The organism is Nocardia sp. NPDC006982 (genome assembly GCF_042869435.1).
In the GTDB taxonomy this organism is placed as follows: Bacteria; Actinomycetota; Actinomycetes; order Mycobacteriales; family Mycobacteriaceae; genus Nocardia.
The window spans coordinates 96,202-119,460 of record NZ_JBIAFV010000003.1 but is presented as its reverse complement, the minus strand read 5'-3'; the positions used below and the strand labels follow the sequence as shown (position 1 = coordinate 119,460).

Sequence of the window (23,259 nt, the reverse complement as noted above, 5' to 3'; positions counted from 1 at the left end):
GGAGATTTCTGTAGTGCAACAACCTATTACCCTGGATCTCACGGGAACCGATATCCAGGGCGAATCCGCACGCCTGCGCGAGCGTGGGCCGGTGGCACTGGTGGAATTGCCCGGCGGTGTGCGGGCCTGGTCGGTAACCGATGCCGGGCTGCTCAAGAAGCTGCTCGTCGACGCGCGGGTATCCAAGGATGCGAGCCAGCACTGGCCCGCGTTCATCAACGGCGAGATTCCTCAGGACTGGCCGCTTTTCCTGTGGGTCGCGGTGAACAATATGTTCACCGCCTACGGTGCGGACCACAAGCGGCTGCGCAAGTTGGTCGCGCCCGCATTCACCCATCGGCGCACCGAGGCGATGCGCGGGCAGATCGAGCGGATCACCGAGGAACTGCTCGCCGAGCTCGCGAAGACGCCCGCGCGCGAATCGGTCGATCTGCGTGAGGGTTTCGCGTATCCGCTGCCGATTCAGGTCATCTCCGAATTGATGGGTGTGCCCGAGGAACTCAATCCGGGCTTGCGCAAATGCGTCGACGGTATTTTCGACACCTCGCTCGGTCCGGAGGAGTCGCAGGCGAACTACATGGAGATGTATCGGATCCTCGGTGAATTGGTGGCGTATCGGCGCGACCATCCCGGCGACGATATGACCAGTCTGCTTATCTCACACCGCGATGAGGACGACGGGTCCCAGCTCACCGAGCAGGAATTGATCGATACGCTGCTGCTTGTCATCAGCGCCGGGCACGAGACCACGGTCAATCTGCTCGACCAGGCGATCTTCGCGCTGCTGACCAATCCGGAGCAGCGCGCCGCACTGGTCGCGGAGCGGGCGACGTGGGCCGATCTGGTCGAGGAGGCGTTGCGGTTCGAGGCGCCGGTCGCGCATCTGCCGCTGCGGTTCGCGGTCGACGATATCGAGATCGACGGGGTGCATATCGCCAAGGGCGAGCCGATTCTCGCCTCGTACGCGGCCGCGAACCGTGATCCGAAAGTTCACGGTGACACCGCCGATCAATTCGATCTGGCCCGAGACAGTAAAGACCACTTGGCTTTCGGCTACGGGGTGCACCATTGCCTGGGGGCGCCGTTGGCTCGGCTCGAGGCGCTGGTGTCGTTGCCCGCGATCTTCGCGCGCTTTCCGAATATGCGGTTGGCGGCGGACCCGTCCGAGTTGGGGACGGTGGTCAGTTTCATCTCGAATGGGCATGCCAGGCTGCCGGTTACGCTGGATTAGTCCACCTGAAAAGCCGGGCCCCCTTCCGATTTCGATCGGAAGGGGGTTCGTGTCTTTCCGGGGTCAGCTCAAGGCGTCGATGCGGCCCTGTTTTCGGGCTTGGGCCAGTCCGCGGCGGGCCATCAACCCGTTGGCCAGCAACAGCAGTGTCTTGTTCGGCGGTGCGATGAAACCGGACTCGGTGTGGGGTGCGTAGGTCGCATCGGTGCCGTCGATTTCGATCCAGCCGGTGTGCTGGCGGCATTCGAGGCCGACGAGCTGTGGGCGGTAGGTGTGGGCGAGCAGACCCGCGCGGCGGCCGCCCTGGGCGATTTCCGCTGGGACAGTGAGGTTTACCCCCGCCTCGCTCGAGCCGGTGACCTGCGCGGGGACCACCGCCGGATAGCCGTCGGACTGGCGATAGGCGAGCAGACAGTGCGGTAGCTTCGTGGCGCGCGCAGCGGCCTTGGCGCTGTCCACCCGGGGACCGGTGCCTTTGGCGGGCGGCTTCTGGGAATCCACGGTGGCCGGCAGCGGTTCGCCGAATACCTCCGGTTCGCCGGTCGCATCCGGGTTCGGCCAGGAAATGATCCGGGTGACCGCGACCGTCACCAGCACCCGATCGGTGTAATACGCGCTGAGCCAGCGATCCCAGAAGAGGCCGCGCCGTGGTGCGCCGAGATAGGGCGTCGCCTGCTCGCCGACGCGGTCGAGGGTGTCGGGGTCGGGCTTGGCGTCGAAGGTGGCGACGCCCTGTACCAGTACGAAGCTCCGATTGTTCTGGTCGCCGAGTCCGTGCTCACGCGCGTGATATGCGAGCGCGACCTTCGGCTCGCGTTTGATCCGCTCCAGCTTGCGGCCGAAGCCGAGCGAGGTCGTGAACCCGACCGTCCCCAACTCCCGATCCCGCATCCCGATCGGCGATACCGCCGTCACCACCGCCCCACCGGCCGGAGTGATATAGGCCAATCCGACGGTGAGATCACCATGCAGGACATCATCGATTTCATCCGGCCACGCAACTGCCATGCGCCGCAGACTAGTCGTGTTGTCCGGGCTTTATGTCGCTTATACGTAATTGGCGGCGATTCGGTTGCTCCGGACGGCGATTCGCGCACCGAGGTCGCTCGGACGCACAGACCGGTTCAGCTATCCTGCGCAAGATTGATCTATGGCGATCGGGGTGGATTATGGCGATATATGCCGAGGTTCGGAAGCTGGACGAAACAGCCGAGCAGGTTCGCTACGGGTACAGCAATGGTGCCGGAGGGCTCGAGCAGCTCATCATCCTGAACAAGGCCACAAAGACGCTCGAACCCGGAAGCGGACAGGCCAGAACCATTCTGTTCGGCGCGGTCGCCCGCAAGATCGCGGTAACTTGGGCCGAGACGGGAGTCCTGCCCGAACGCCTGGTTGTCGCGCACTAGGGCTCCGGACCTCAACGCGGAGACCCGATTTGGTCGATGTCTTCGTCCAGGTAGGTGTCCGGCCGCTGATCGAGCAGGCCCCGGTCGATGAGTTCGTGCACGCGCCCGACCGCGAACTCGATGGCGGCCGGATCGGTGGGCAGCGGGCCGTCGATCAGCAGGCAGGCCAGGCCGTGGACGGTCGACCAGGCGGCAATCTCTGCGCCGGGCCTGCGTTCGGGGGCCAGTAGTCCGGCCGACTGCGCCTGGTCGAGCACGCGGCCGAGGATTTCGTAGGGGTTCGCGCCGTCGGTGTGCGGTTCGGATTCGGCGGTGACGGCGTGTACACCGAATGCGGTGCGAAACAGTCCGGGTTGGTTCAGCGCGAAATCGATGTACGCGGTACCGACGGCTTGCAGCTGTCGGCGTGGGTCCCGGGTGCGGGCGATGCGGCGGCTCATCTCGGCGGCGAGCTCGCCGCGGGCATGGCCGGCCACCTCGCCGAGCAGTGCCTCACGATCGGTGAAATGGCGGTAGGCGGCCGAATGCGAAACCCCGGCCGTGCGGGCAACTTCACGCAGGATCACGCGGTCGGGTCCGCCGTCGCGTGCCAATGCCACACCCGCCTCGATGAGAGCCGAGCGCAACGCGCCGTGGTGGTAGGGCTTGCTCATGCCGACAGGATCGCATATCCGCCGAGATGTTGACGATGGTCACATGTGGCTGCATACTCGATTATGTGACCAGTGGTTACTTTCCTGGCCGCTTCCTTGTCGCATACCGAAAAGTGCTGAAATGAACGATATTTCGATCGAAATCCCGTACGCGACCGGCGTCTCTCGCCTCGGCATCGAACGTGCCCTCACTGCCGCAGGCAGGGATCTCGGCAGTCTGCGACTCGCAGATCTCGCGCTGGTCGAGGACTTTCACACCATGGGTCGCATTGCCACGTATCAACTGGCGGAGCTGACCGGCCTGACGCAGCACAGCCGAGTGCTCGACGCTGGTAGCGGGATCGGCGGTACCGCCCGTTTCATCGCGGACCGATGCGGTTGCCCGGTGACCGCTGTCGACCTGACCGCAGACTATTGCGATACGGCCGAGTGGCTCAATGAGCTTGTCGGACTGGAGGATCGGATTGCGGTGCACCGAGCCGACGTCGCCGCGCTACCATTCGCCGACGGCAGTTTCGATGTCGCGTTCAGTCAGCACGTGCAGATGAACGTCGCCGACAAGGACTTGCTCTACCGAGAAGCCCGCCGGGTCCTGGTCGCGGGCGGCCTGCTCGCGATTTGGGATATCACCGCAGGTTCGGGCGGCGACCCCGACTACCCTTTGCCGTGGGCCGAGCAACCGGAACAGAGCCATCTGGTGACTCCCGATGCGTTGCGTGAGGCGATCGAGACAGCGGGTTTCGTGATCGAGCAGTGGAACGACCTCACCGAACACGCAGCCGCGACCATGCGGACGGTACTGGCCTCGCCCCCCAATCCCGTTGGGCTGCACGCCTTCGTCCCGAACTTCGCCGAGAAGGCCGAGAACCTGACCCGCGGCCTGGCTGACGGCAGCCTGCGGGCCATCCAGGTGATCGCCCGAGCCACCCGATCATGACCGGGTAGTCGGGCGTTTCCGCCGTAGGGCGCAATGCTGCGCACCCAGTGAATCGTCCCGCAAGCCCGCCGCGGCAGCGATCGGATCAGCGGTCGTCACCTGGACAGTGGGAAACACTAACGCGTCTCGAAAATAATCTCATAATTCGCTGGCCTGCTTGCTCAAGTGCCGATACAACGTCGCGCGTGAGATGTCGAATTCGGCGGCGATCTCGTCGATGGGGCGGCCGGAATCTCGCATGTGGCGGGCGGATTCGATCATTTCCGAGGTCATTGCTCCGGGGCGGCCGCGGCGGTTCGGGCGGGTGGTGGGGACCTTGGCAGCCGGGATATGGGCGGGGTCGTTTCGGGCGGCCGAAGGCTGTGGATCGGCAGCGGTGCCGAGTAACCGCCGGGCACCATCGAGAATGGCCTCGCGGAGTTCGTCGGCGGGCCGGTCGGCGAAGATGACCACAGGATCGCTCAATGCCGCATAGACCTGCGCGGCACGCACTCGGGTGGTGAAATCGGCGCGGGGCCCGGCGATCAGGTCCTGGGCCGACAGTGCGATGGTGCGCAATCGCGCGAAGGTCGCCTCGTCGGCGGATAATGCCTGGTCCTGCATTTGCATCCGCAGTAGCTGACCGTGCGAAAGCCACACCTCGAGCAACCCGGCCACCACTGTCCAGCGGCGCGCTTGCGCGTCCCGCCCGCGTGCCGCCGACTCGAGCACCGTTTCGCTGTCGACCAGCAGCGGCTCCACGAGTGCGGCGACGATATCGCTCTTGCTCGGGAAATGGTAGAGCACAGCGGTTTTCGTCAGCCCGACCCGTTCGGCGATCTCGCGCACGGAAACCGTGTGGTATCCGCGCTCGGCGAACAGGTCGAGCGCGGTCTGCAGGATGCGGGCACGCGAATCATCGGCCATGGTGACCGATCCTACCGCTTGACTGACCGTTGGTCAGCGCCGTACGGTGGTCTTACTGACCAACGGTCAGATGATTTCGAGACAAGGAGTGGGCAATGCGGATTCTGATCTCCGGTGCGAGCATCGCCGGACAGACCCTGGCGTATTGGCTTGTGCGGCACGGCTTCCAGCCGACAATCGTCGAGCGGGCGGCCGGCGTGCGAGTCGGCGGCCAAGGGGTGGACGTGCGGGATCAGGCGATCGAGGTCGCCGAGCGCATGGGCATCATGTCGCAGATCCGGTCGGCGGCCGCCGATGTCGCCGGAATGCGGTTCGTGAACACCACCGGCGACTCCATCGCCCAGGTGGATATGCAGAAGATCAAGGACAAGTACGCCAGCGCCGAGGTGGAGATCATGCGCGGCGATCTCGTCCGGATCCTGCACGACAGCAACCGCGACGTGGAATACCTGTTCGGCGATTCGATCCAGGCCCTGGACGAGGATGACGACGGCGTCACCGTCACCTTCGAACGCGCTCCGCGACAGCGGTTCGACCTGGTCATCGGCGCGGACGGACTGCACTCCACCGTGCGGCGCCTGGCCTTCGGTCCGGAATCGAATTTCGTCCGCCACCTGGACCACTACTTCGCCTTCGGCAACGCGGATGCGGCGCTCGGGCCCGACCGCTGGGTCAGCGTCTACAACACCCCGGGCGCGATGGCAGGCATCTACCGTTCCGGCAATCACGCACAGGCCAAGGCCTACTTCATATTCCGCAGCCCACTCGTTGACCTCGATCCGCGGGATACCGCCGCGGCCCGCGCGCTGCTGACCGAACGGTTCGGCACCGAATCCGCATGGCACGTGGCACAACTGCTCGAAGGTACACTCGCCGATCCGGACTTGTATTTCGACTCCCTCGGCCAAGTCCACATGGATTCCTGGTCGACCGGCCGCATCGCCCTCGTCGGTGACGCCGCCGATTGCGCCTCACCGGCATCCGGAGCCGGTGCCGAACTCGCCCTCGTCGGCGCCTACCGGCTCGCGGGTGCACTCGCCGCCGCGAACGGCGATTACCGCATCGGTTTGCGCCGCTACGAGCAGAGCCACCGCGCACTGGTCGACCGCAAACAGCAAATCGGACCGAACCTGCGGCTGATGGTGCCGAAAACCCGCTCGGGCATGGCAATTCGGAATACCCTCACGCGGCTCCCTGTGCTGGAGTCCATGGCAGGTATGGAACGCATCGTGGCGCCGAAGACGAACGAATCCCTGCCGGAATATCCGGAGATTCCGGTCACTGCCAAGACATGCCGTCCGGCGCGCCAGGCTTGAACTCAGCGGCGCAGGAATTCCAGGGTGGCGCGTTCGAAGGCCGCCTTGGCCTCGATCATGACCCAGTGCCCGCTCTTCGGGAACACGTGCAGTTCCGCATTGGGAATCTGGCGCATCGGCACCAGCGCCATATCGGGCGGGCTGACCCGGTCGTCCAGACCCCAGGTGAGCAGGGTCGGGCATTGCACTTTGTGCAGCATCGACCAATAGGGCGGCGTATTCGAATTCGCCAGGAATTTCTGCTGCATGGCCCACGCGGCCGAGCCGTACATCATGGCGGCGGTCTGCTGGGTATCCGGATGCTGCGCGGCCGCCCAGCGTTCCTCGATGATCTCATCGGTGATCACCGCGGGGTCGTAGACCATGGCACGCAACCAGCGCAGCAGCTTGTCCCGATCGGGTTTGTCGGCGAATTCCTGCAGCAGCCGAATTCCCTCGCTCGGACTGGAACTGAAGATATTCGGACCGATTCCGCCGATGGTGACCAGCTTGCGCACCCGCTGCGGATGCTGGATCGCCAGATTCGCCGCGACCACACCACCCATCGAATTGCCGACCATGGCAGCGGATTCGATGCCGAGCCCGTCCAAGAATCGCAGCACCGCCGCGCCCGCGGTCAGCACGGGGTGTCCGTCCACCGGGTCGCTCACGCCGAATCCGGGGAATTCGAGGATGTAGCAGTGGAAGTGCTCGGCGAAGACCTCGAGATTCCCGCGATAGTTACGCCACCCGTTCACGCCGATCCCGGAGCCGTGCAGCAGTAGCAGCGGTGGCCCGTCGCCCGCCTCGTGATAGCGCAGCACGCCCTGATCGGTGGCGAGCTCCCGTTTCGTGCCTTCGTATGTCACGTCCATACCCGACACGTTAGAACACGTTCTATCTCGGGCCGTGTATGACCGCTCATATCGACCCGCAAAACGAACCGCCGGGTACATAATTGCGCAACGCTGGGCGATTCGTGATGTAGCGCCCGGGCGAGTATCTATGATCTCCGCTTGGCAACTCGGCACCGCACTACGAGGACCGAATCATGAGCTACCGAACGATCACGACCGCGACCGTGCTCGGCACCACGATCGCCGCACTGGCCTGCACCGCGCCGACGGCGAATGCCGCGGTGACCAGGGTGGGGGTGATGCCGGATTCGAATTACGGCATGGCGACCAACTACGGCACCGACTGCCCGGCCACCGCCGAGGCCTATGTCAGCAATGCCGCCGAACTGGTCTCCTTCTACGACAACGGCGTCCTGTTCGGGGTGGTCCGACCGCTGGGCGGCATCGCCCTGCTGACCTGGATCCCGAAGACCACCGGCCCGCACAGGCTCAGCGCCGTGCAGGCCCCGGACGTCACACCTATCGGAACGGTCGACGTCCGGGTCGGCACCGGCGTACATGTCGGCTTCGCCTGCGTCGTCTTCGGCAACTGATTCAGGCTGTTCGGCCGCGGGCGCTCAAAGCACTCCGATGGCCTTGAGTAGTAGCAGGGTCAGACCGGCCGTACCCGCGAAGGCGACGCCGCCGTCACGGATCACGATGCCCGCGGGCGAACCGCTGACCTTGGAGAGAATTCCGGATATCACCGCGACGATGATGCCGACGAGCACGGCGACGACAACGAACAAGACCTGAACGGTAGTGGACACTCGACGCTCCCTCGATGTGGATCGTCGCAGTGTAAAGAGTGCAGTGGCTATCGCGTAGCAAAGCTGCGGGATATGCTGCGGCTAGGCCGGTTTGGTTGCCGCCAATCCGTACAGCAGCGGGAGGATGGGGTCCGTCGGCGGGAGCCGGAACCAGCCGTTGTCGGTGCGGACCATGCGGGACCAGCGCGGCCACGGCAACATCTCGGTTTCGGTGAGATCGGTAATGCGCAGCCCAGCGCCGATCAGGGCATTGATCACTTCGCCGAGCCCGTGGCGCCATTCGTATACCGTCGTGTTGCTGGTCAGTGCCGGGCCGTCGGTGTAGGTGTGGTCGCTGTCGCGGCGCTGCGCACCACGTCCCTCGAGGTAATCATCGTGCAGGACAAGTGAATCCGGATCGACGCCGGCCGGTGGCGTCGGTCCGAGGGAGTGCAGCAGCGGGTGGAATTCGACGATGTATACGAGGCCGCCCGGGCGCAGCAGTTCGGCGAGCACCGCCGCCCAGCGCGGCAGGTCGGGCAGATAGCAGAGGGCACCCTTGCCGGTGTAGACGATGTCGAATTGCCTGTGCCCCAGCGCATTCGGCGCATCGTAGACATCGGCGCATACGTACTCGACGGCATCGGCGGCGAGTTCTCGGGCGTGCCTCATGGAGGCGGAGGAGAAGTCGAGACCGACCGCCGTTGCCCCGCGCTTGGCGAATTCGATTGTCTCGGTACCGAGATGGCACTGCAGATGCAGCACATCTCGGTCGCGCACGTCGCCGAGGACATCCCATTCGAAGGGCGCGAACCAATACGACGAATCGCGATCGCGATAGAACTCGCTGGCCGCGTGAATCGGGGCACGGGCATCCCAGTTGCCGCGGTTCGCCAGCAATTGATCGGGGCCGTCGACGCTGTCCACCGAGCCATCGTATTTCGGCAGTCGGATGCCCACGGCGGGTCCGCCGACGATTCAAAGGATTCTCTCACGTAATTTTGGCACGGTACACGGAAAACCGAGGTTCACTGGAGTTACAGAGTTGTGCGGATCGGCAGTGTTGGGGCAGGTCCAGCCCAAGGAGGTCAGACCTTGCAGACAACCGCTTCGATCGCCATCGTCCGCCCGGATCCGGCAAAGCTCGGCGGTATCACGCCCGGTGTGGTGAGCACCCGTGGCCGGCGCTCACTCAATGCCGACGCCTTCGCCACCTACACCGACCCCACCGCCGGGCGTACCGCATTCGTTGTCGCCGACGGGGTCGGCGACAACCTGCCCGCGGCCAGGGCGGCGCGGACCGCGGCCTCGGTCGCCGCGCGGATCGGTGCGGGCAACGGTGCCTTGGCCGGCGTGGTCGCGGCTCAGCAGGAGTTGCTGCGTGAATTCCCGGAAGAGCAGGCCGACAGCGTGCTCGTGATCGCGGTGCTGCCCGCCGCCGATCAGCCCGACGGGCCCTGCGATATCGCCTGGGTCGGGGACTGTCGCGCCTACCGCTGGAACGGCCGGGTGCTGCACCAGATCACGACTGACCACACCGTGGCGGAGTTCATGCGCGCCAGGGGGGTTCGCCCGGCGAATCGCATGGACCACCTCGTCACCACCTCCACCCGCACCGCGAGTCCGGATGTCATCGGTCGCGCCGCCACCGGATCGAGCCGGGGCCGACTGCTGTTGAGCACCGACGGCGTGCACAAGCGGCTCGATATGATCGAGATCAAGTCGATACTCGTCGCGGGGCAAACCGCGGCCGACACCGCGGAAACCTTGGTGGACAACGCATTACAGGCCGGTAGCACTGATAATGCGACGGCACTCGTCGTGGACTGCCGCTGACCCCATTTCCTGCTAAAACTAGCTCGTCGGTGTTTGTCGAGTGGAGTGTGGGGTTATGCGGGCGATTCAGATCAGTGAACTGGGCGGACCCGAGGTGTTGCAGGAGGTGGAGCTCGATGCTCCGGAGCCGGGTCCAGGTGAGATCGCGATCGATGTCGAATATGTCGGGGTGAACTTCGCCGACCTGCAGGCGCGTTCGGTGGGGTATCGGGTTCGGGATCTGCCGTTCGTGCCGGGACTCGAACTTTCGGGTCGGGTGCGTTCGATCGGCGCCGATGTCGACGGGTTCACGGTCGGCCAGTCGGTGGCGGCGATCACCGATGGCGGCGCTTACGCCGAGGTCGCCGTGGTGACTGCCGCGACGGTCTTCGCGGTGCCCGATGGTGTCGATTTGCGAACGGCCGCAACGCTTCCCACGGTGCTGCCGACCGCTTACGCGCTGATCGACACCGTCGGCAAGCTGCAGCCGGGGGAGACCGTGCTGGTGCAGGCCGCGGCGGGCGGGGTGGGCACGGTGGTGGGGCAGGTGGCCAAGCTGGCGGGGGCCGGCGCGGTGTACGGCGTGGTCTCCAGCGAGGCCAAGGCGGAATACGCGCGCAAACTCGGTTATGACGACGCCTTCCTCGCCGAGACCTTCGAGAACGATGTCAGGGCGGCGACCGGCGGACGCGGTGTCGATATCGTGCTCGACCCGGTAGGCGGGCAGACCTTGCGGCGCGGTCTCGAATCGCTGGCGCTGTTCGGCCGGCTGATCTCCTATGGCAATGCCAGTGGTGAGCCGGGCTGGCAGATCGGCCAGCCCGAGCTCTATCCGAGGGGGCTGTCGATCTCCGGATTCTCGATCCTCGGTCTCACCGCCGATGCGCCGCAGGTATTGCGCGAGATTGCCGATCGGGCCTTCCGGTTGGTCACCACGGGTCAGGTGGAGTTGCCGATCACTGCGGAGTTCCCGCTGTCCGAGGTCGCGGAGGCGCACCGATTGATGGCCAGTCGCGCCTCGACCGGCAAGCTGGTGCTTGCGGTCAACGGCTGAAATCATTTGTCGGCCAGCCAGTTTCCGTGGAATCCGTAGGGCACGCGGGCGGGTAGATGGATGGTCGCGACCGGTGGCGCGGCCAACTCGGACGCGTCGACGATGACGAGATCGCTCCGGTCGGTGTCGGCGTTGTAGACGTAGGTCATGAGATAGCCGTCGCCGCCGGGGCGGTCGTCCCCGGGTGCGAAGGCGGCCTCGGCCGGAATGCGGCCCGGACCGAATTCGTGTGCCGTGCTGGTGCCGGTGTGCAGGTCGTAGCGCAGTAATGCGCCGCTGTCCCCGGCGACGGTGGCGTGGCCGAAGCGGGAATCCAGACCCGCGAGCCGGTCGTCGATGCGCGGGAATTCGGCGTCGCGATCGTCGAGCTGTTGTTCGGCGACGGTGCCGGTGGCCAGATCGATGGTCCAGCGCCAGAGCGAGGCGTGCTCCGGAAGGTGCGCATCCTGCCGCCACAGATTGGGATAGCGGATCACATGCAGCACGATCCGGCCGGGCTCATCATGGGCATTGAGGGTGTGGAAGACGTAGCACGGATCGATCGGGAACCACCGGATCGCGCCGTACGGATCGTCACGTCGCAGCACCCCGAGCCGGGCCTGGTAATCGTCGCGCCACCGGAACGGCATGCCGCCAACGGATTTCGCGGTCTCGAGATCGAAAACCACTGGCAGATCCATGAATACGACATGGGTGGCGGTGAGGTTGAAGTCGTGGTGCATGGTCGCGGCGGGCACCTCGATCGGGCGGCTGACCACTAGATTGCCTGCGGCGTCCGCGCGGTGATAGGTCAGATAGGGCGCGGTAAAGGCGTAGCCGAAGAAATGCAGTTCGCCGGTTGTCGGGCAGGTCTTGGGATGTGCGGTCATGGCGGTGCGCAGCTTGCCGTCGAAGTCGTAGGGCCCGACCGTATCCAGCTCGCAGGTCAATTCGTACGGATAGGACGATTCGACGAGTGCCAGGGTGCGTCCGGCGTGCCGGATGACATGTGTATTGGCGAGCCCCGCGGTGAGATCGAGGTTGCCATCGGCATCGCGAACCTGAGCGTCGTCGGTGAAGGTTGAGGTGCGGACCCACCGGTTGCGGTAGGAGACCGCGCGGCCCTGTTCGAGCCGGACGCCGTGCACCATGCCGTCGCCGAGGAACCAGTGTGCGGAGGCCGCGGCATGCGGATTCGGGCCGTTGCGCAGGTACCAGCCGGTCAATTCGGCGGGAATCGTTCCGGTGACGGGTAATTCGTAGGCGGTGAGCTCTTCGGTGACGGGTGCGTAGTTGCCGGTGAGATGCGGAACCGAGGTGGACATGATGGGGCCGATCTGTTCAGGATGCGGAAGGATTGAGCGAGTTCGCCTTCGCCCGGATGTAGGCGACGTAGCGGATCGTGAAGAGCACCGGAAGGACGAAGGCGAGGACCTGCACGATGGTGCGCACACTCGAGGCGGAGTGCGCGAGCGCGGTCAGTGCGAGGCAGCCGATGACGAAACTCGCGGTCCACACCGAGGTGATGACATACGCCGTGCGGATGAAGACCGGATGATCCCAAAGTTCCTGCGGTGTGGTCTGTTTGGCGATCGGCAGCGTGAACGGCACGCGCACCGCCAGCGATAAGCCCGCTACCACGGCGAGCACGCCGGAGGAGAGCGCCGGAGTGTAGGGGTGCAGGGCGCTGTCCGGATCGGCGAAGGCGACGACGGTCAGCGCTGCGAAGAAGACGATCGAGCCGATATCGATGGCCATGGCTTCCGGTCGCTGACCGGCTCGGACCTGCTGGGCGATACCGAGTACCGAGACGCCGAGGGCGGCGAGCGCGGCCCACTGCCAGTACTGCGACGGGACTACCGCGAAGACGATCCATGGGGCGAAAGCGCGCAGATAGGACATGTCCGAGAACTCCTCGATATTCCAGTTTTGACATGTCTAAGTTAGAGGCTCAGCTTTCGACATGTCAATAGTGGAATGTAGGCTGATGGCATGAGTCTCCGGTATGCCCTGCTCGGACTGCTGGCCGATCGTCCGGCCAGTGGCTACGACCTGCTGCAACGATTCAAGGTGTCGCTGGCCAATGTCTGGCCCGCCACTCAGAGTCAGATCTATACCGAACTCACCAAGCTCGCCGATGCGGGCTCGATCGCGGTATCGGATGAGGGGCCGCGCGGGCGCAAGGAATACACGATTACCGACGCGGGCCTGGCGGATCTGCGGGAGTGGCTCACTACGACCAAGCCGAAACGTGTGGCGCGCAACGAAATGCTGCTGCGCGTCTTCTTTCTCGGCGCGGTCTCGCGGCCGTATGCCCGCGACTACCTGTCCGATATCGAAACCGGATCCAAGAAGGCCGGGGCCGAACTGGCCGCACTCGAGGCGTCGATCGACTGGGACGATGACGACCTGTCCGTCTACGGCCGCATCGCGATGGAGTGGGGCAAGCGGTTCCATGCGATGAGCCAGGAGTGGGCCGAGTGGGCCATCGGTCAGATCCCGCAGCGCTAGGCCGAATATGTTTCGAATCGGGACTCCGGCCGATCCTCGAATATGAATATCCGGATGCCCTGCTCATTGGATAGAGAACTATCTTCACCAATATAGACCTGATCTTGAATGATCTTCATACTCGCACTGAGGTGATCGAACGGATCACATGTCGCCAATCCGCCGGATCGACGTACAGGAGTGTTGATGAAGATCGGAATTCCCCGCGAGGTCAAAAACCACGAATACCGGGTCGCGTGCACACCCGCCGGTGCGCACGAGCTGGTTTCGCGCGGACACGAGGTATACATCGAAGCCGGTGCCGGTCAGGGGTCGGCATTCGAGGATATGGCGTACGCGGCCGTCGGGACGCGGGTGCTGGACACCGCCGATGAGGTCTGGGGCGCCGCGGAAATGGTGCTCAAGGTGAAAGAGCCGGTGGCCGAGGAGTATTCGCGCATGCGCGAGGGGCAGCTGCTGTTCACCTACCTGCATCTGGCGGCCTCCAAGGAGTGCACCGACGCACTGCTCGACTCAGGAATCACCTCGATCGCCTACGAGACCGTCACTGGTAGGGACGGCTCACTGCCGCTGCTCGCGCCGATGAGCGAGGTCGCGGGCCGGCTCGCGCCGCAGGCCGGTGCGTACCACCTGATGCGCAGCGGCGGCGGTCGCGGCGTGCTGATGGGCGGTGTGCCGGGGGCGCGTCCAGCGAACGTGGTCGTGCTTGGCGGTGGTGTCTCGGGGAGCAATGCGATCGCCGTCGCGGTCGGCATGCGCGCCGACGTGACCGTGCTGGATCTGAATATCGCGCGACTGCGTGCGCTGGACGAGCAGTATCGCGGTCAGGTGCGGACCATCATCTCCAATACCTTCGAGGTGGAGAGTCTGGTCCGGGAGGCGGATCTGGTGATCGGTGCGGTGCTGGTGCCCGGTGCGAAGGCGCCGACGCTGGTGTCCAATGACCTTGTCGCACAGATGAAGCCGGGTTCGGTGCTGGTCGATATCGCCATCGATCAGGGCGGTTGCTTCGCGGATTCGCGACCGACCACCCATGCCGAGCCGACCTATCAGGTGCACGATTCTGTGTTCTACTGCGTCGCCAATATGCCCGGTGCGGTGCCGTACACCTCGACCGTCGCGCTCACCAATGCCACACTGCCGTACGCGATCTCGCTCGCCGAGCGCGGCTGGCGCGAGGCGGCCGCTGCGGATCCGGGCCTGGCCGCCGGTCTGAGCACACACCGCGGCCACCTGCTGTCCGAATCCGTTGCGGCGGCGCATGATTACGACGCCGAGAGGCTGGCCGCCTAGGGATGGCAGCCGGGCGGGGTGGGCGAGCTAAGTCATCGGGCTGGTTCGCGGGCGCACGTGCTCGAAGATGAGGATTGTCTCGGTGGAGGCGACCGCGGGATGTGCGCTCAGATGTTCCAGTACGAAGACCCGTAGTCCCTCGCTGTCGGCCGTCGCGACATGGATCAGATAGTCGTCGGCGCCCGCGATGAAGTACACGTTCAGCACTTCGTCGAGTACGGCCAATTGCTCCCCGAACTCGGCGAGGTGCGGACGTGCGTTGGCATGCACCCGAACCGCGATCATGGCCTGTAGATTCCGGCCGAGCGCCGCCGGATCGATATCGGCATGGAATCCGCGAATCACGCCGCGCTCCACCAGCGACCGCACCCGCCCCAGGCATGTCGACGGCGCGATCCCCGCGACATCGGCGAGCGCACTGTTGGTCATACGCCCGTCGCGTGCGAGCTGATCGAGCAGTATCCGGTCGATATCGTCCAACTGCACCGCCGGACGAGGCGCGGTTCGCACTGCACCGACCGCAGGCCCGATCGGTGAATCAATCTTCCTCACCAGGCCAACTCTATCGAAGATCATTCGATCCAGGGCCGGTCATTGCGCTAGGATCGTCGCGTGGATATCTATTGGCATGCTGTTACGCCGCCGCCGTGCGCCTGATCGGGCGCACCTGCTGAATTCCTGATTCGCGGACCGGGCTGTTCCAGAGGGCAGTCTCGGTGTGATGTCGTGCGCCCGTTTCGAATCCCTGTCGAATTCGATGACGGAAGTGCATGGCCTTGCCTGATATCAAATCTTTTGTTGCGGTTGAACATTCGGGTGTCCGGGCGTTCAGTGGTCCGGTTCCCATCCTGACCGCGGCGGTGCTGTGGGGGACCACCGGAACCACCAGTTCATTGGCTCCCGCGGGTGCGCCGGCGGCGGCGATCGGATGCGCCGGGTTGGTGTTCGGTGGGCTGTTGTTGTTCTTGTCCACCGGCACGCGGTTGCGGTGCACGCGCAGCGAGTGGTGGTTGGTTGTCGTCGGGGCGTTGGCAGTGGCGGGGTATCCGGTGACCTTCTATCCGGCCGTGGCGCGGACGGGCGTGGCCGTCGCCACCGTGATCGCCCTCGGTAGTGCGCCGGTTTTCGCCGGGCTGTTGGCCTGGGTTGCCGGGCAGGGGAACCCGAACCGGCGGTGGGCCGGTGCCACCGCGGCGGCGGTCCTCGGCTGTGCCGTCCTCGTGCTCGGACCCGAAATGACAGGTGGGACCGCACCGGTCGACTTGTTCGGCATCGCGCTCGCCGCATTCGGTGGACTCACCTACGCCGTCTATTCGCTGATCGGCGGCAGGCTCATCGCGCACGGCCATTCGTCGAATGCGGTGATGGGCACGATGTTCGGCATCGGCGGATTGCTGGTGCTGCCGGTTGTGTTGTGCACCAACACATCCTGGCTGCACACCGGTCGCGGCGTCGCGGTGGCGCTGCATCTCGCGGTGTTCACCACCTTCGTCGCCTACCGCCTGTTCGGTTACGGTCTTCGGCATACGTCCGCGCAGGTGGCGACGACATTGACGCTCGCCGAACCCGCCGTGGCCGCGGTGCTCGGTGTGGTCGTGGTCGGTGAGCGGTTGCCGATCGTGTCGTGGTGCGGGTTGGCGGTGCTGGCACTCGGGCTCGCATTCCTGACACTCGGCGCGCGCGACCGCTGACAGGGGCTCGACGCCTACCGATTCGCTTGGGCCAGTGCGGATTCGGCGGCGTCGAGCACCTGGCCGAAGGAGTAGATGATCACCGGTTTGGCGAGCACGCGGGTGAACCACGCGGCGGCGAAGGGCAGGCGCGCTTCGGCGGTGGTGGTCCAACTGACTCGCGTGCCGCCGTCGACCTCGGTGAAGATCAGCCGGCCGCCCTCGTGGCGAGAAGCCGGAACGCTGCGCTCGACGAGGTAGCTGAATTCGTGCGGTGCGTGGTAGCCGGTGATGCGTTCGCGGAACCAGCCGATGCCCCAGGTCAGGATTCGGACGGCACCAAGCCCGTACGGTGCCGTCTCGCCCTGCTGGATCAGGCGCTCGCGCAGCACAATTCGTGCCTTGGTGTAGTTGCTCGCGTCGGTCAGCCAGTCGAAGACATCGTCGATCGGCGCCGCAATGACGCGCTCGATTGTCATGGTTTCCATGAATGCCCCTCCCACTCGTCTACTACACGCGATAGTAGTGCAGTGTGCGGCGGGACGCCAAGGCCTACTGACCCGGGGCGGGCGCTTTGGCGCGCAACACCTCCAAGAACGCACGCATCCACTGCGGATGGTCCGGCCACGCGCGACCGGTCACGATATTGCCGTCGACATGGGCCGGACTGTCTTCCCATTGTGCGCCAACAGCATTCAGATCCGGTGCCAACGCCGGATAGGCGCTCGACGAGCGACCGTTCAGCGCGCCGACGGCAAGCAGAATCAGCGGACCATGGCACAGCGCCGCGATCGGTTTGTCCTCGTCGACGAAATGTTTGACGACCCTGCGGCACTCCGCATCGCCGCGCAGATACTCCGGCGCTCGTCCGCCGGGCAGTACCAACGCCGCGTACCGACTCGGATCGACATCGGCCAGCGCGATATCGGCGGGCCAGGTGTGTCCGGGTTTCTCGGTATAGGTATCGAAACCGTCGACGAAGTCGTGCACTACGAACTGCAGCTTTTTGGCGGTGGGGGCGGCCACTTGGACCTCGTACCCCTCCTCGAGCAGCCGCTGGTAGGGGTACATGACCTCCAGGTCTTCGGCCGCGTCTCCGGTGATCAGCAATACACTTGTCACGGCACATCACCTCCGGTGCGAATTTTATCGACAATGGCAGCGGAGGCAGGGGCTTTCGAGTTATGCGAGACGGGGGTGCGGGCGGATCTGTTCGAGTTGGGCGGCAACGGACAGGATGGTGGTCTCACCATTCGCCGGTCCGACCAGTTGGACCGCCAGCGGTAGCCCATCACTCGCCATGCCCACGGGAAGGGAGGCGGCCGGATGCCCGGTCACATTCCAGAATCCGGTGAAGGCGACCATGGGGACCGAGGCGAGTTGTGCGCGGACGGGGTTCGCATTGTCGAGGACGCCGACCCGCGGCGGACGGTGCGCGATGGTGGGGGTCAGCAGCAGATCGCACTTGTCGAAAATGCGATCGGCCTTGCGCGCCAAGGCTTCACCGCGGCGTATCGCCCATTCGACGACCGGCCTGCGAGCCCAGCAACCGAGCATCAGGTTTTGGCGAGTGCGGCGTTCGAGCCGTTCCGGATGATCGACGAGCGGGATCTCGGCGTGCACGCCCCCGTAGAACTGCGGATAGAAGGCGGAGGTGAAATCGGGATAGTCCGGATTGATCTCGGTGACCGTATGTCCCAGTTGGGCGAGGAGTTCGGCGGTGTCGTGCACCGCGCGCACATGTTCGGGAACCGCCTTCGCGAGCACCGTCTGTGATTTCGTGGAGTAGCCGATTCGCAGGCTGGTCGGTGTGCGCCGGGCAGCTTCCTCGAACGACAGCTCCGGATCGGGGGCGTGGAAACGGTCGGCCGGTGTGGCGCCACGGATGACGTCGTAGACGATCGCCGAATCCAGCACGCTTCGGGTGAGCGGGCCGATGACGCCCAATGCCCACCACAGATGTTCGTTCGGTGCGGTCGGCACCCGTCCGCGCTGGGATTTCAGGCCGAAGAGTCCACAGCAGGCGGCAGGAATCCGGATCGAGCCGCCGCCGTCACCGCCGAGCGCGGCGGGCACCAGCCCCGCCGCGACCGCCGCGGCCGAACCACCGCTGGAGCCGCCGGCCGAGCGGGTCCTGTCCCAAGGATTGCGGGTCAGCCCGTAGGTGGTGGATTCGGTGTAGGGCCACTGCCCGAACTCCGGCATGGTGGTCTTGCCGACGATGACCGCACCCGCCGCCCGGAGCCGCCGCACCACCTCGGCATCGGCGACCGCAGGGGTGAGGTTGGCGCGGGTGCCGAAGGTGGTCGCGACGCCCGCAACGTCGATTTCGTCCTTCACCGCGATCGGGACGCCGTGCAGCGGTCCGCGCGCCGCGACGTCCAGCTGATCGCGTTCGATCGCTTCGGCTACGGCTTGCTCGTGCAGGACGCTGGTGAAGGCATTGAGCTCGCCCGCCTGATCGATCCCGTCGAGGGTCGCCTCGATCAGTTCACTGGCCGTCAGCACCCCTTGATCCAGCAGCTGTCGCTGCTCCCACACACCCGCGGACACAACCTCGCGAAGATCCATCTCTACCGCTCCCTCCGACCCACACGTCGTGTCGATGCAAGCTGCGAACAGTCGCCGAGCTGGCGTGACCTGTGGAATCAGTCATTGATCCGAGCACCCGACAGTAGATAGTCAACTGACCATTCCGCAATCGATACGGGCCGCACCTGCGCTGGGTTCAATGTTGCAAGTAACAATATTTCTGAACGCTACAGCCAGGGCACCCCCGCCCGCAGCAACACATTGGCATACGGGCGGGCCTCACCGGTGCGCACCACGAACCGGCAGGCCCCGATGCGTTGTTTGAAGTCGTCGTGGTCGATCAACTCCGCGTTCAGGCGGCCGCTGAGCAAGGCCGCGGCCTCCGGATTCTGGTCCGCGACCTCGCGGCTGCCCCAGGCGGCTTCGATGGTGACCTCGTCGAGGATCAGGTCGAGGATCGGCTCGAACCGGGGGAATCCGTAGCTGATGCCAAGGTCGATGACGGGGACGCCGACGGGTGTCGGCAGGCCGGAGTCGCTGACGGCGAAGAGGTCGGTATGGCGCAGCGCCGTGAGCGCGGCGAGCAAACCGGCGTGAATGAGTCCGCTGGTGCGCAAGGTTCGGTTCCTTCTCGAAGAGGGGTCAGACAAGTGGCTGGGCCACGGGGATGGCCGCGAGCGCCGTGACGATCTGGTCCCCGGTGGGGTAGGAGGCGTGGGTTCCCGCCGTCTGGACGGCAAGCGCACCGGCCGCGGTGGCGTAGGCCACGGCGCCGCCCAGCGGCATGCCATCGGCGAGCGCGGTGGCCAGCGCACCGACGAAGGCATCGCCCGCGCCGGTGGAATCCACCGAATTCACCTGTGGCGCAGCCTGATATCCACCCGCAACCGGTGCAGGCACATCGCAGCGGTGCGCCCAGACCGACCCGGCGGCGCCCAAGGTGGCGACGACGGATTCCACCCCGCGCAGGCACAGTGAACGCGCCAGGTGGAATGCCTGTTGGGGTGTCCGCGCGGTGGCCCCGGTCAGTGCCGACAGTTCGGATTCATTGACGATCAGCGGGTGGCAGCGGCGCAGCAGCTCATCCGGCAGCGCCGTCGCCGGCGCGGCATTGAGGACGAACCGGCGCGCCCGCCGCGCGGCCCATTCGACCACGTTCGGCGGCACTTCCAACTGTGCGACAACGACTTCCGCCGACCGCAGCAAATCGGCCTCGGCCATGGTGTCGAGTTCGGGTTCGGGTTCCCAGCGGAAGTTGGCGCCCGGATCGACCACGATCTGGTTCTCGCCGTCGGCGACGGTGATATAGGCCGTGCCGGTCCGCGCGTCCCGCACCTCACGCAATGCGGTGAGCTCGACACCATACTCGCGCAACGATTTCCGCAGTCCGGGATCGGCATCACGACCGATTCTGCCGATGAATTCGACCCGGCCGCCCGCTCGTGCCGCCGCGACGGCCTGATTGGAACCCTTGCCGCCCAGGTTGGTTCGCGAGCGCAGTGCCAGCACGGTTTCGCCGGGCCGTGGCAGCTGCTCCACCTCACAGACGATGTCCTGGTTGACCGAGCCGAGGACGACAACCGTCACGACTCGGCTCCGTTCGCGGTGACCTCCAGATTGCCGGGCGCGGCACCGGTGATCAGGGCGACCAGCCGGTCACCGTCCACCTCGTCGATCCGATGTGCCGCAACGGATCTGCCGCGCCGCAGCACCACCACGTTGTCACAGATCCGCATGACCTGTGCCAGATCATGGCTGATGATCAATACGGTGATCCCGCGCTCGCGCAGGCCGCGCACCAACTTCTCGACCGCTGCGGTCTCCCGCACGCCGAGTGCGGCGGTCGGCTCGTCCATGATCACCATGGATTTGCCCCAGGCCACCGCACGGGCGATGGCGATGCTCTGACGTTGACCGCCGCTCATCCGGCGCACGGTGGTGCGCACCGATGGCACATCGACATCCAGATCGCGCAGGATCTCACCGCTGCGGGCGATCATCGCCCTGCGGTTGACGATGCCGAGCGGATATACCAACTCGCGGTTGAGAAACAAGTTCTGCCACACGGCCAGATCGTCGATGAGGGCGAGATCCTGATACACGGTCTCGATGCCCATCTTGCGCGCGTCCTCCGGCGAGCGCAGGCGCACCGGTTCGCCTTTGAACAGGATCTGACCGGTATCGGGGGTCTGCACGCCGGTCAGGCAGCGCACCAATGTCGACTTCCCCGCACCGTTATCGCCGACCAGCGCGGTGACCTCGCCCTCGGGGATCGTCAGCGAGACCCCGGCCAGCGCGCGTACCGAGTCGAAGGACTTGGTGAGTTCGCGCGCCTCCAGCAATGGAATCGTCATGTCTGGGCCTACTTTCGGAAGCGGGCGATTCCGGCGGCCAGCAGCAGCACCGCGCCGACGGCAACCGGCTGGTAGTACTGCGAGATGCCGAGAATGGTGAACCCGTTGATCAGCGAGGTGAACAGCACCGCACCGCAGACGGTGCCGAGCACCGACGCCTTGCCGCCGGACAGCGACGAACCGCCGAGCACCACCGCCGCGATCGAGCTCAGCAGATAGGTGGTCTGCAGCGACGGGTCCGCGCCGCCATTGCGGGCGACCAGCATGACACCGGCAATGCCGCACAGCAATCCGGACATGGCGTAGGCGAACAGCCGGATGCGGTTCACCGAGATACCGGTGTCGCGCGCGGCCTCGAGTCGTCCGCCGGTGGCGAGCAGATGGGTGCCGATCCGGCTGCGGAAGATGATGCCCGCCACGACCAGTGCGGCGAGCACTGCCAGCAGCCAGAACCAGCGCACCGGTCCGATGCCGTCGAGTGCGAGCCGTTGCAGGAAGCGGGAACTCACGGCCTCGGTATTGCCGTGCGTCAGCAGCAGGGTGATGCCGTTGAGCACGCTCAGCATGCCGAGCGTGACGACGAAATCGGTCATATGCAGTCGGCCGACCAGCACACCGTTGATGACGCCGACCGCCAGTCCACTCAGGATCGCGGCCCCGATGGCGACCGCCATCGGGTAGCCGTGACTGGCCAGATAGCCGAGAACGGCTGCCGCCCATGGCAAGTTGGCGCCGACCGACAGATCGATGCCGCCGACGGTGATCGCGAACTGCTGACCGAGCGCCAGCACGGTGAGGATGGTCGAGGCGACCAGCAGATCGCCGATGTTGTCCGCCGTCAGGAAGTTCGGGGTGGCGATGAAGAACGCCACCCACAACACGACCAGCGCGAGCGGTGCCGCGAATTCGGCGACCTTGGCGAGGATCTCCGTGCGCCCCTCACGCGCGCGGAGTTCTTCGGTTGCCTCTGCGGTCACCTGTTCAGCAGCCCTTCAACCGGGTTGTCGAAGGCGACGATCGGACGCGGGAACGCCGCGATCTGCTGGTCGACATTGTCCTTGCCGATGAAGGCGATGGGGGAGACCACGCGCTCGGGCAACTTCTTGCCCTGGTGCTCGGCCAGGCAGCTCTGCACCGCGAGTTGTCCTTCGGCATATGGGTATTGGGTCACCGTGCCGGTCAAGGTGCCCGCCTTGACGGCGTCGAGGGCGGCCTGGATGCCGTCGACGGAGATCACCTTGATCTGACCGGTCCGGCCCGCGTTCTTGATCGCCTGCGCCGCGCCGAGGCCCATGGTGTCGTTGGCGGCGAAGATGCCGGTGATATCCGGATGCGCCTTCAGGATCGCCTCGGTGACCTGCAGGCCCTTGTCCTGTTCGTAGTCGGCGGGCGCCTTCTGGACGATCTCCAGCTTGCCCGTGACCGCATCGGCGAAGCCCTGATCACGGTTGATGCCGTTCTGCTCGCCCGCGATGCCCTGCAGGATGGCGACCTTGCCGGTGCCGCCGAGCGCCTCGAGCATCTTCTGCCCGGCGATCCGGCCCGCATCGAGATTGTCCGAACCGATGAAACTCGCATACGACACCCCGGCCTGCGCGGATGCCTTCGCGTCGATCTGGGTGTCGAGATCGAGGATCGGAATGTTCTTGCGCGCCACCGGCGTCAGCGGGGTGATCACATTCGTGGCGTTGACCGGCACCACCCCGAAGCAGTCGTAACCCTGTGCGGCCAGGGTGGAGATCTGGGCGTTCTCACCGTCGGCGTCCGTCTCGGACTGCCCGGCCTGCACCGTGACCTTCACCCCGAGCTTCTGTCCCTCCGCGAGGGCGCCGTCGCGCAACGCAGCCCAGTAGGGGTTGGTGAAGTTCCGGGTGACGATCGCGATCTTGAAGTCGCCGTCGCTCCCGTCCTGTCCGCCGCGACCGCAAGCAGCGGCGGCAAGCGCGCCGATGAGGACAAGCGGCGCCATTGCACGCCT

Annotated in this window: 27 protein-coding genes; 10 read left to right on the top strand and 17 right to left on the bottom strand. The window is 65.5% G+C overall.

Annotated elements, in window-relative coordinates; translation table 11 throughout:
* Window positions 1-13: 13 nt before the first annotated feature.
* Window positions 14-1,231, top strand: a complete 1,218-nt coding sequence (locus ACFYOW_RS13805) for a cytochrome P450 (RefSeq protein ID WP_387287731.1) — start codon at window positions 14-16, stop codon at window positions 1,229-1,231.
* 63 nt (window positions 1,232-1,294) lie between these two features.
* Here ACFYOW_RS13805 and ACFYOW_RS13800 read toward each other — a convergent pair whose 3' ends face one another.
* Complete coding sequence (locus tag ACFYOW_RS13800; RefSeq protein WP_387287729.1) at window positions 1,295-2,239, bottom strand: hypothetical protein; 945 nt, start codon at window positions 2,237-2,239, stop codon at window positions 1,295-1,297.
* Window positions 2,240-2,400: 161 nt separating this feature from the next.
* On the opposite strand from ACFYOW_RS13800, the gene ACFYOW_RS13795 reads away from it, so the two are divergent.
* Window positions 2,401-2,637 carry a hypothetical protein gene (locus ACFYOW_RS13795; RefSeq protein ID WP_387287728.1) on the top strand — a complete coding sequence of 79 codons (237 nt, stop codon included), beginning with the start codon at window positions 2,401-2,403 and terminating at the stop codon, window positions 2,635-2,637.
* Between the two features lie 11 nt (window positions 2,638-2,648).
* On the opposite strand, the gene ACFYOW_RS13790 is transcribed toward ACFYOW_RS13795, so the two are convergent.
* The gene (locus ACFYOW_RS13790) at window positions 2,649-3,290 is read right to left on the bottom strand and encodes a TetR/AcrR family transcriptional regulator (protein ID WP_387287726.1); all 642 of its coding nucleotides are present in this window, start codon (window positions 3,288-3,290) and stop codon (window positions 2,649-2,651) included.
* Between the two features lie 121 nt (window positions 3,291-3,411).
* Here ACFYOW_RS13790 and ACFYOW_RS13785 point away from each other — a divergent pair, with 121 nt between their 5' ends.
* On the top strand, window positions 3,412-4,227 hold the full coding sequence (locus tag ACFYOW_RS13785) for a class I SAM-dependent methyltransferase (protein ID WP_387287724.1): 816 nt from the start codon (window positions 3,412-3,414) through the stop codon (window positions 4,225-4,227).
* A 138-nt stretch (window positions 4,228-4,365) separates the two neighbouring features.
* On the opposite strand, the gene ACFYOW_RS13780 is transcribed toward ACFYOW_RS13785, so the two are convergent.
* Window positions 4,366-5,133 (bottom strand): TetR family transcriptional regulator, encoded by a 768-nt coding sequence (locus tag ACFYOW_RS13780; RefSeq protein ID WP_387287722.1) that lies wholly within the window; start codon window positions 5,131-5,133, stop codon window positions 4,366-4,368.
* Window positions 5,134-5,228: 95 nt separating this feature from the next.
* On the opposite strand from ACFYOW_RS13780, the gene ACFYOW_RS13775 reads away from it, so the two are divergent.
* Entirely contained in the window at window positions 5,229-6,449 is a 1,221-nt protein-coding gene (locus ACFYOW_RS13775; RefSeq protein WP_387287720.1) for an FAD-dependent monooxygenase, read from the top strand.
* A gap of 2 nt (window positions 6,450-6,451) precedes the next feature.
* On the opposite strand, the gene ACFYOW_RS13770 is transcribed toward ACFYOW_RS13775, so the two are convergent.
* Complete coding sequence (locus tag ACFYOW_RS13770; RefSeq protein ID WP_387287718.1) at window positions 6,452-7,303, bottom strand: alpha/beta fold hydrolase; 852 nt, start codon at window positions 7,301-7,303, stop codon at window positions 6,452-6,454.
* A 176-nt stretch (window positions 7,304-7,479) separates the two neighbouring features.
* On the opposite strand from ACFYOW_RS13770, the gene ACFYOW_RS13765 reads away from it, so the two are divergent.
* Complete coding sequence (locus tag ACFYOW_RS13765; protein ID WP_387287717.1) at window positions 7,480-7,878, top strand: hypothetical protein; 399 nt, start codon at window positions 7,480-7,482, stop codon at window positions 7,876-7,878.
* A 24-nt stretch (window positions 7,879-7,902) separates the two neighbouring features.
* Here ACFYOW_RS13765 and ACFYOW_RS13760 read toward each other — a convergent pair whose 3' ends face one another.
* Together ACFYOW_RS13760 and ACFYOW_RS13755 are read right to left on the bottom strand one after the other, a co-directional pair.
* On the bottom strand, window positions 7,903-8,094 hold the full coding sequence (locus tag ACFYOW_RS13760; RefSeq protein WP_062987240.1) for a hypothetical protein: 192 nt from the start codon (window positions 8,092-8,094) through the stop codon (window positions 7,903-7,905).
* An 81-nt stretch (window positions 8,095-8,175) separates the two neighbouring features.
* Window positions 8,176-9,000, bottom strand: coding sequence for a class I SAM-dependent methyltransferase (locus ACFYOW_RS13755; RefSeq protein WP_387287715.1), 825 nt, complete (start codon window positions 8,998-9,000; stop codon window positions 8,176-8,178).
* A gap of 168 nt (window positions 9,001-9,168) precedes the next feature.
* On the opposite strand from ACFYOW_RS13755, the gene ACFYOW_RS13750 reads away from it, so the two are divergent.
* On the top strand, window positions 9,169-9,909 hold the full coding sequence (locus tag ACFYOW_RS13750; RefSeq protein WP_387287713.1) for a PP2C family protein-serine/threonine phosphatase: 741 nt from the start codon (window positions 9,169-9,171) through the stop codon (window positions 9,907-9,909).
* Between the two features lie 55 nt (window positions 9,910-9,964).
* Window positions 9,965-10,942, top strand: coding sequence for a zinc-binding alcohol dehydrogenase family protein (locus ACFYOW_RS13745; protein WP_387287711.1), 978 nt, complete (start codon window positions 9,965-9,967; stop codon window positions 10,940-10,942).
* Between the two features lie 2 nt (window positions 10,943-10,944).
* Here the strand turns inward: ACFYOW_RS13745 and ACFYOW_RS13740 are convergent, their stop codons facing one another.
* Together ACFYOW_RS13740 and ACFYOW_RS13735 are read right to left on the bottom strand one after the other, a co-directional pair.
* Window positions 10,945-12,246: a carotenoid oxygenase family protein gene (locus tag ACFYOW_RS13740; RefSeq protein WP_387287709.1), complete on the bottom strand. Its 1,302-nt coding sequence runs from the start codon at window positions 12,244-12,246 to the stop codon at window positions 10,945-10,947.
* Between the two features lie 16 nt (window positions 12,247-12,262).
* Window positions 12,263-12,823, bottom strand: coding sequence for a hypothetical protein (locus ACFYOW_RS13735; RefSeq protein ID WP_387287707.1), 561 nt, complete (start codon window positions 12,821-12,823; stop codon window positions 12,263-12,265).
* Between the two features lie 90 nt (window positions 12,824-12,913).
* Here ACFYOW_RS13735 and ACFYOW_RS13730 point away from each other — a divergent pair, with 90 nt between their 5' ends.
* Both ACFYOW_RS13730 and ald read left to right on the top strand, forming a co-directional pair.
* Complete coding sequence (locus ACFYOW_RS13730; RefSeq protein WP_387287705.1) at window positions 12,914-13,432, top strand: PadR family transcriptional regulator; 519 nt, start codon at window positions 12,914-12,916, stop codon at window positions 13,430-13,432.
* 186 nt (window positions 13,433-13,618) lie between these two features.
* The gene (gene ald, locus ACFYOW_RS13725; protein ID WP_387287703.1) at window positions 13,619-14,725 is read left to right on the top strand and encodes an alanine dehydrogenase; all 1,107 of its coding nucleotides are present in this window, start codon (window positions 13,619-13,621) and stop codon (window positions 14,723-14,725) included.
* A 27-nt stretch (window positions 14,726-14,752) separates the two neighbouring features.
* On the opposite strand, the gene ACFYOW_RS13720 is transcribed toward ald, so the two are convergent.
* Window positions 14,753-15,256 carry an Lrp/AsnC family transcriptional regulator gene (locus ACFYOW_RS13720; RefSeq protein ID WP_387288805.1) on the bottom strand — a complete coding sequence of 168 codons (504 nt, stop codon included), beginning with the start codon at window positions 15,254-15,256 and terminating at the stop codon, window positions 14,753-14,755.
* Window positions 15,257-15,495: 239 nt separating this feature from the next.
* On the opposite strand from ACFYOW_RS13720, the gene ACFYOW_RS13715 reads away from it, so the two are divergent.
* Window positions 15,496-16,416 carry an EamA family transporter gene (locus ACFYOW_RS13715; RefSeq protein WP_387287702.1) on the top strand — a complete coding sequence of 307 codons (921 nt, stop codon included), beginning with the start codon at window positions 15,496-15,498 and terminating at the stop codon, window positions 16,414-16,416.
* 14 nt (window positions 16,417-16,430) lie between these two features.
* Here the strand turns inward: ACFYOW_RS13715 and ACFYOW_RS13710 are convergent, their stop codons facing one another.
* The 8 genes from ACFYOW_RS13710 to ACFYOW_RS13675 form a co-directional block, all read right to left on the bottom strand.
* Window positions 16,431-16,883: an SRPBCC family protein gene (locus tag ACFYOW_RS13710; RefSeq protein WP_387287700.1), complete on the bottom strand. Its 453-nt coding sequence runs from the start codon at window positions 16,881-16,883 to the stop codon at window positions 16,431-16,433.
* 64 nt (window positions 16,884-16,947) lie between these two features.
* Complete coding sequence (locus ACFYOW_RS13705) at window positions 16,948-17,517, bottom strand: DJ-1/PfpI family protein (RefSeq protein ID WP_040689570.1); 570 nt, start codon at window positions 17,515-17,517, stop codon at window positions 16,948-16,950.
* A 60-nt stretch (window positions 17,518-17,577) separates the two neighbouring features.
* Window positions 17,578-18,966 carry an amidase gene (locus ACFYOW_RS13700; protein WP_387287698.1) on the bottom strand — a complete coding sequence of 463 codons (1,389 nt, stop codon included), beginning with the start codon at window positions 18,964-18,966 and terminating at the stop codon, window positions 17,578-17,580.
* A 188-nt stretch (window positions 18,967-19,154) separates the two neighbouring features.
* Entirely contained in the window at window positions 19,155-19,544 is a 390-nt protein-coding gene (rbsD, locus tag ACFYOW_RS13695) for a D-ribose pyranase (RefSeq protein WP_387287696.1), read from the bottom strand.
* A gap of 25 nt (window positions 19,545-19,569) precedes the next feature.
* Window positions 19,570-20,514: a ribokinase gene (locus ACFYOW_RS13690; RefSeq protein WP_387287694.1), complete on the bottom strand. Its 945-nt coding sequence runs from the start codon at window positions 20,512-20,514 to the stop codon at window positions 19,570-19,572.
* The gene (locus tag ACFYOW_RS13685) at window positions 20,511-21,281 is read right to left on the bottom strand and encodes an ATP-binding cassette domain-containing protein (RefSeq protein ID WP_387287692.1); all 771 of its coding nucleotides are present in this window, start codon (window positions 21,279-21,281) and stop codon (window positions 20,511-20,513) included. Before ACFYOW_RS13685 ends, ACFYOW_RS13690 begins: the two co-directional genes overlap by 4 nt.
* Window positions 21,282-21,289: 8 nt before the next feature.
* A complete protein-coding gene (locus tag ACFYOW_RS13680) occupies window positions 21,290-22,258 on the bottom strand; it encodes an ABC transporter permease (protein ID WP_387287691.1) in 969 nt (322 codons plus the stop codon).
* Window positions 22,255-23,250 (bottom strand): substrate-binding domain-containing protein, encoded by a 996-nt coding sequence (locus ACFYOW_RS13675; protein ID WP_387287689.1) that lies wholly within the window; start codon window positions 23,248-23,250, stop codon window positions 22,255-22,257. Before ACFYOW_RS13675 ends, ACFYOW_RS13680 begins: the two co-directional genes overlap by 4 nt.
* Between the last annotated feature and the right edge of the window lie 9 nt (window positions 23,251-23,259).

Bases quoted from the DNA above. Each gene is read 5' to 3' on its own strand.
- ACFYOW_RS13800 (WP_387287729.1), bottom strand. From the start codon at position 2,239: ATGGCAGTTGCGTGGCCGGATGAAATCGATGATGTCCTGCATGGTGAT.
- ACFYOW_RS13795 (WP_387287728.1), top strand. From the start codon at position 2,401: ATGGCGATATATGCCGAGGTTCGGAAGCTGGACGAAACAGCCGAGCAG.
- ACFYOW_RS13790 (WP_387287726.1), bottom strand. From the start codon at position 3,290: ATGAGCAAGCCCTACCACCACGGCGCGTTGCGCTCGGCTCTCATCGAG.
- ACFYOW_RS13785 (WP_387287724.1), top strand. From the start codon at position 3,412: ATGAACGATATTTCGATCGAAATCCCGTACGCGACCGGCGTCTCTCGC.
- ACFYOW_RS13780 (WP_387287722.1), bottom strand. From the start codon at position 5,133: ATGGCCGATGATTCGCGTGCCCGCATCCTGCAGACCGCGCTCGACCTG.
- ACFYOW_RS13775 (WP_387287720.1), top strand. From the start codon at position 5,229: ATGCGGATTCTGATCTCCGGTGCGAGCATCGCCGGACAGACCCTGGCG.
- ACFYOW_RS13770 (WP_387287718.1), bottom strand. From the start codon at position 7,303: ATGGACGTGACATACGAAGGCACGAAACGGGAGCTCGCCACCGATCAG.
- ACFYOW_RS13765 (WP_387287717.1), top strand. From the start codon at position 7,480: ATGAGCTACCGAACGATCACGACCGCGACCGTGCTCGGCACCACGATC.
- ACFYOW_RS13745 (WP_387287711.1), top strand. From the start codon at position 9,965: ATGCGGGCGATTCAGATCAGTGAACTGGGCGGACCCGAGGTGTTGCAG.
- ACFYOW_RS13740 (WP_387287709.1), bottom strand. From the start codon at position 12,246: ATGTCCACCTCGGTTCCGCATCTCACCGGCAACTACGCACCCGTCACC.
- ACFYOW_RS13735 (WP_387287707.1), bottom strand. From the start codon at position 12,823: ATGTCCTATCTGCGCGCTTTCGCCCCATGGATCGTCTTCGCGGTAGTC.
- ACFYOW_RS13730 (WP_387287705.1), top strand. From the start codon at position 12,914: ATGAGTCTCCGGTATGCCCTGCTCGGACTGCTGGCCGATCGTCCGGCC.
- ald (WP_387287703.1), top strand. From the start codon at position 13,619: ATGAAGATCGGAATTCCCCGCGAGGTCAAAAACCACGAATACCGGGTC.
- ACFYOW_RS13715 (WP_387287702.1), top strand. From the start codon at position 15,496: ATGGCCTTGCCTGATATCAAATCTTTTGTTGCGGTTGAACATTCGGGT.
- ACFYOW_RS13710 (WP_387287700.1), bottom strand. From the start codon at position 16,883: ATGGAAACCATGACAATCGAGCGCGTCATTGCGGCGCCGATCGACGAT.
- ACFYOW_RS13700 (WP_387287698.1), bottom strand. From the start codon at position 18,966: ATGGATCTTCGCGAGGTTGTGTCCGCGGGTGTGTGGGAGCAGCGACAG.
- ACFYOW_RS13685 (WP_387287692.1), bottom strand. From the start codon at position 21,281: ATGACGATTCCATTGCTGGAGGCGCGCGAACTCACCAAGTCCTTCGAC.
- ACFYOW_RS13675 (WP_387287689.1), bottom strand. From the start codon at position 23,250: ATGGCGCCGCTTGTCCTCATCGGCGCGCTTGCCGCCGCTGCTTGCGGT.